The organism is Polynucleobacter sp. 39-46-10, from assembly GCF_002282275.1.
This window is the reverse complement of record NZ_NCJB01000149.1, coordinates 1-5632: the sequence shown is the minus strand read 5'-3', so window position 1 is coordinate 5632 and position 5632 is coordinate 1. Positions and strand designations below refer to the sequence as shown.

Sequence of the window (5632 nt, the reverse complement as noted above, 5' to 3'; positions counted from 1 at the left end):
ACAGTGGCAGAAACTCACTACCGGTTTTCTCAGCACGCTCTGCCATGGCTTTGGCCGCAACTTCACTATCTGACAGCGTATCTGGATAGTCGTTGAGGCGACGCAATCCCGCTACATCAGGAATAGTTTCAATATCGAAGACGAGAACCGTTGCCATACTTAAATTGCTAGCAATTGATTGAGCGCAATTACTGCAAGTATGGCGTTGGGTTTACTGGCTTGCCATTCACACGGAGTTCGAAATGGAGTTTTACAGAATTTGTATCAGTATCGCCCATCTCAGCAATCTTCTGATCCTTCTTCACCGCATCACCCTCTTTTACTGAGAGCATACGGTTATGGGCATAAGCTGTGAGATATGTGTTGTCGTGTTTGATAATGACAAGGTTGCCATAGCCACGCAAGCTATTACCAGCGTAAACCACTTTACCATCCGATGCTGCGGTAATAGGTTCCCCTAACTTACCAGCGATATCAATGCCTTTAGTCTTCTCACTGAATTCTTCAGTGACCTTGCCTTTAGCTGGCCATGACAAACGAATCCCCGGCTCTGCAACGATTTCTTTAGGGGCTTCTTTGGCAGCATCCATCTTTGGTGCATCTGCTTTCGGAGTATCACTAGCCGTTTTTGGAATTGGCTTAACAGTTAATTTGCTGCTAGCTGGAGGCCTTACCAAAATGAGGTCACCCACTTCAATTAAGTTTGGGTTGGATAAATTATTCGACTGCGCTAAATCTCGCGGAGATTGTCCATTATCTAAAGCAATCCGAGCCAGAGTATCGCCACGTTTGACGCGATAGTATCCAGGCGGTGTAGGCTCACTAGCTCCACCACTTCGATCAACCACATTCGCTGGCTTAGCCCTAGGTGTGGTCGAGCAACCGACATTGAATGCCAAAGTAGCAATTGCCAGAAGCAATAGAAGATATCTAAACATAGGGTTTATTGGGTTTTTCATACTACCCCTGATTGTAAGGGGACAAAAAAGACCTCGTCTAGAACGGTTCTTTGATAGCGCTGAGAGCTCATCCGCTCAACCATAATCAACTGCTGCTCTTTCTCATTTTTGGCTACTGGAGCCACAAGACGGCCGCCAATAGCCAGTTGATCCAGTAAGGCATCCGGAATACCCAATCCAGCAGCTGCCAAAATAATTCCATCAAAGGGGGCCGCTTGGGGGAGTCCCAAAATACCATCACCATAGATCAGACGCAGGTTTTTGATCCGAAATGGACGTAGCTTCTCTCTAGCCATGTCGTGCAAAGGACGAATGCGCTCAATTGAATACACCTCATCCGACAACAAACTCAGTACCGCTGCTTGATATCCGCAACCAGTACCGATTTCCAATACTTTGCCCAACTGCTGCTTAGGCTTATGCAAGAGCTCAATCATGCGAGCAACTACTGATGGCTTGGAAATCGTCTGAGAATGACCGATAGGCAAAGCAGTATCTTCGTAGGCTTGAGGATGCATGCCCGCATCCATAAATGCATGACGAGGAACCGTAGCAATCGCTTCTAATGTTTTGCCGTGCTTAACCCCGGCAGCGAGCACTTTCGCAGCCAAGGCTTGCCGGTGACCGGCATTACGTTCCGCAGCTGGCCTCAACCGCGGGTCCAACCATTGGCACGCATCGCAGCTAAACGCGCATGATGAGTCAAATCCAACTGCATAGGTGTGATCGAGATACACCCTTCAGCAATCGCATGAAAGTCGGTACCTTCAGAACTATCTTTTGCATGTCCAGCAGCACCAATCCAGTAAATATCATCACCACGCGGACTCTTTTGAAGCACTACTGGTTGTGAGTGATGGCGATTACCTAAGCGGGTTACCCGCCAGCGATTGAGATCAGCATAGGGACGATTTGGAATATTCACATTCAGCAAGGTAGCTGCGCCATCGGTGTGAGTCAACTGAGATGCCAACATTTGCGCGACGATATCGTGAGCCGCTTTAGCAGCATCATCAATCCGGTTCCAGCCTTTATCAATCTGTGAGAAAGCAATGCCAGGGACACCAAACATGACGCCTTCAATTGCGGCAGCTACAGTGCCTGAGTAAAGGGTATCTTCACCCATGTTCTCGCCTTGATTAATACCGGAGACTACGAGATCCGGTTTTTCATCTAAGAATCCTGTCATGGCGATATGAACGCAATCGGTTGGCGTACCATTAATAAATAGGAAGCCATCACGCTCACCGCCAGCTACTCGATGAATCGACAGTGGTCGTGACAGTGTCAATGAGTTGGAAGCCCCGCTGTGATTTTGCTCTGGGGCAATGACGGTTACACGACCCAATGGGCGAATGGCATTGACCAAGGCCAAAAGACCAGGAGCAAGATAGCCATCATCATTTGAAATCAGAATATGTGGCTGCATTGTGTTTTCACTCATGAATATCAATACTTTCTATGTAGCCTTAGGCCTTTGCCATCTGGCTTAGCGCTCGACCTCTGAACCATCCATATATTACTGGTAATACCAAGAGGGTCAAAATAGTGGTCGTCACCATACCCCCCACAATTACTAGGGCTAAGGGGCGTTGGGCCTCTGAGCCAATCGAATGGGATAAAGCGGCAGGCAATAGCCCCAGACCTGAAAGTGCCGCAGTCATCAGTACTGGGCGAACTCGTAAGGAAGCGCCCTCCACCATGGCATCTTTCATTGCGTGATGCTCGGTAGCTGCCGTCTTATTGATGAAGGAGATCAAAATCACCCCGTCCTGAATCGCGATCCCAAATAAGGATAAGAATCCAAAGAAGGCGGAAATACTCAGAGTCTCGCCAGCAAGATGCAAAGCAATGACGCCGCCAATGGCTGCAAACGGCACGTTAATCATCACAATGACTGCGTCTCGGAAATTACCAAAAGCACTAACAAGCAATAAGAAGATGCCTAGCAAGGCTAATGGCACGATCAGCATGAGCTTCTTCTGTGCCTGCTTCATTTGATTAAATTGACCATCCCAACTAATGGAATAGTTTGGCGGCAAGGTGATGTTCTTCTCGACTAAGAATTGCGCATCCTCTACAGCGCTACCCAAGTCACGGTTACGTACACTGAACTTAATCGCGATGTAACGCTTACCAGCTTCACGATAGATGAAGAATGGGCCATCACTTAATTGAACCGTTGCAACCATCGACAAAGGAATAGCTGCGCCGTTAGGTGAATCTACTAATAGGTGGCCAATATCAGCAATGTCATTACGACTCCCTTCATTTAAGCGAATCGCTATACCAAAAGTCTTTTCATCCTCAAGGAGATTTGTCACCGCTGCACCACCAATGGCATTGGCCACTAACGTTTGAATGTCATTGACGTTAATACCGTAACGTGCAGAGCGCTCACGATCAATCTGAATGTTTAAAGTTGGTTGACCCAATTCCTTGAGGATACCCTCGTCTGCAACACCGCGAATTTTCTTAAGTTGCTCAATTACCTCATGGGCTTTTTGATCTAGAACCTCAAGGTCTGTGCCGTAAATCTTGACCGAGTTCTCTCCCTTCACTCCAGAGAGCGCCTCATTCACGTTGTCTTGAATGTATTGCGAGAAACTATAAGTAACGCCCGGAATCTTATTGAGCTCCGCTTCTAGATGGGTAATCAAGTCTTTCTTACTCGACCCGCTTGGCATCTTGTCGGGACCCTTTAAATACAAACCGTATTCTTGATTAAATACGCCAGTGGAATCCGTGCCATCATCCGGACGACCAATTTGAGCGGCAACCTTTTCAATCTCAGGTTGTTTTAAGAAAGTCTCGCGTAATTGATTAGCAATTTTTACAGAGTAATCGAGATCCACTGTATTGGGCAAAGTCACGCGTAGCCAAATATTATTCTCTTCTAGCGTTGGTAAGAAAGCAGTACCCAGACGGGTAATACTTAATAAAGTCAGACCCAATACAAACACTGCAACTGACACGACAGTTAATGGGCGATCCATCCATTTTCTGAGTAAAGGCTTGTACCCGTCAAGTAAGCGAGTAATGAATCCCGGTGGCTTGTGATGCAAGTTCTCACCAAAAACCAAGGAGATCATGGCTGGCAAGAATGTCAGACTTAAGATCATTGCCGCGATCAAGGCAAAGCCCATGGTAAATGCCATTGGCTTAAAGATGATGCCCTCTACTCCGCCCATAAAGAACAAAGGAGAGTAGGCAACAATAATGATGCCGGTCGAATAAATCATGGCGCGCTGTACTTCGCTTGTTGCCAAGATAATGCTTTGATTAAGGCGCTTGCCACCTTCCTCTAGATGGCGCATCACGTTCTCCGTCAGGATGACCGCAGAGTCGACAATTACACCAAAGTCAATTGCGCCAAGAGAAATCAAGTTAGCCGGAACGCTCCATAAATGCATCTGAATAAACGATACGCACAGAGCCAATGGAATTACTGCAGCCACAACTGCTGCTGCACGTAAATTACCCAAAAAGAAAAAAAGCACCGCGAGAACTAAGGAGATTCCGAAGAACAGCGTGTGCTTCACCGTGCCGATGGTGATATCCAAGAGCACTTGGCGGTCGTAGAAAGGCTTTACTTCAATTCCGGGTGGCAAGATTTGTTTGTTGATGTTCTCAACCGTATTACGAACTCGGGCCAGTACTTCAGTGGCATTCTCACCACGACGCAAGTAAACAATGCCTTCAACAGAGTCAGGGTTCTCGTTGAACTGAAACATCCCCAAACGTGGTGCATTGCCAATTTCTACACGCGCCACATCACCAATCCGAATCGGTACCCCGTTGTGAATGGAGACTACTACCCGCTTAATATCATCGATACTTTTTAAAAGCCCTACTCCACGCACTACAAACTGCTGCTCACCGCTAGGCAATAGTCCGCCACCGGTATTGCTATTCGCATTGGTTAAAGCGGTAATCAATTCATTAACAGTGATGCCCTTCGATTGCAAACCTTCTGGACTAACAATCACTTGATATTGGCGAACCTTGCCACCAAATGAAGAAACATCCGCAACCCCAGGGGTTTGCTTTAGCTCCTTATAAATCTCGTAGTTCTGCAGTGTCTTGAGATGGGATGATGAGGCGTAATCAGACTTCACCTCATAGCGCATGATCTCACCAGTGGCATCGGAGTCCGGGCTAACGCTGGAAGTAACCCCATCTGGAAAGTTCACATTAGACAGGCTGCTCATAAAACGTTGACGTGCTTGAAATGGGTCCGTCGTGTCGTTGAATTTCAGAGTTACAACTGATAGGCCAAATAAAGACACTGAACGGAAAGCCTGAAGACCAGGTATACCTGCCAAGGCATTTTCTACCGGAATGGTCACCTGCTGCTCTACCTCAGTCGTGCTTCGGCCAGGCCATTGAGAAATCGCCTGAATCGTTAATGGCGCTACACCCGGGTATGGCTGTATTGGCAACTTAGATAGGCTATACATTCCCAAACCGAGAAGCACAATTGAACCGACGATGACAAGCACCCGTTTTTCAAGTACACCTCGAATGAAAGAAGTAAAGGCGCTCACTTAACTAATCTTCCTGCTTTGCAAATCGATCGTTTAGTAGCACTGCACCTTCTGCCAGTATGCGCGAACCAGGTTCAATGCCACTGGTAATCGCAAAGGCCTTGCTATTTAAGTCGTAACCTTTAA

General features: G+C 47.1%; 3 protein-coding genes and 2 pseudogenes. All 5 read right to left on the bottom strand.

Going from position 1 to position 5632, the window contains the following annotated elements; all coding sequences use genetic code 11:
• Positions 1 to 157: pseudogene (locus tag B7X71_RS11110) on the bottom strand (3'-5' exonuclease); the annotation flags it as partial.
• Positions 158 to 188: 31 nt separating this feature from the next.
• A complete protein-coding gene (locus B7X71_RS11105) occupies positions 189 to 959 on the bottom strand; it encodes a peptidoglycan DD-metalloendopeptidase family protein (protein WP_293598096.1) in 771 nt (256 codons plus the stop codon).
• Positions 956 to 1579 (bottom strand): annotated as a pseudogene (locus tag B7X71_RS11100) (protein-L-isoaspartate(D-aspartate) O-methyltransferase); the annotation flags it as partial. The pseudogene B7X71_RS11100 and the gene B7X71_RS11105, both read right to left, overlap by 4 nt.
• Positions 1580 to 1608: 29 nt before the next feature.
• A complete protein-coding gene (gene surE, locus B7X71_RS11095) occupies positions 1609 to 2403 on the bottom strand; it encodes a 5'/3'-nucleotidase SurE (RefSeq protein ID WP_293598095.1) in 795 nt (264 codons plus the stop codon).
• Positions 2404 to 2428: 25 nt separating this feature from the next.
• Positions 2429 to 5506, bottom strand: coding sequence for a CusA/CzcA family heavy metal efflux RND transporter (locus tag B7X71_RS11090; RefSeq protein ID WP_293598094.1), 3078 nt, complete (start codon positions 5504 to 5506; stop codon positions 2429 to 2431).
• Positions 5507 to 5632: the final 126 nt, after the last annotated feature.

What these genes read in the sequence shown, in the direction of transcription:
- B7X71_RS11105 (WP_293598096.1), bottom strand. Translation starts at nt 959, where the DNA reads ATGAAAAACCCAATAAACCCTATGTTTAGATATCTTCTATTGCTTCTG.
- surE (WP_293598095.1), bottom strand. Translation starts at nt 2,403, where the DNA reads ATGAGTGAAAACACAATGCAGCCACATATTCTGATTTCAAATGATGAT.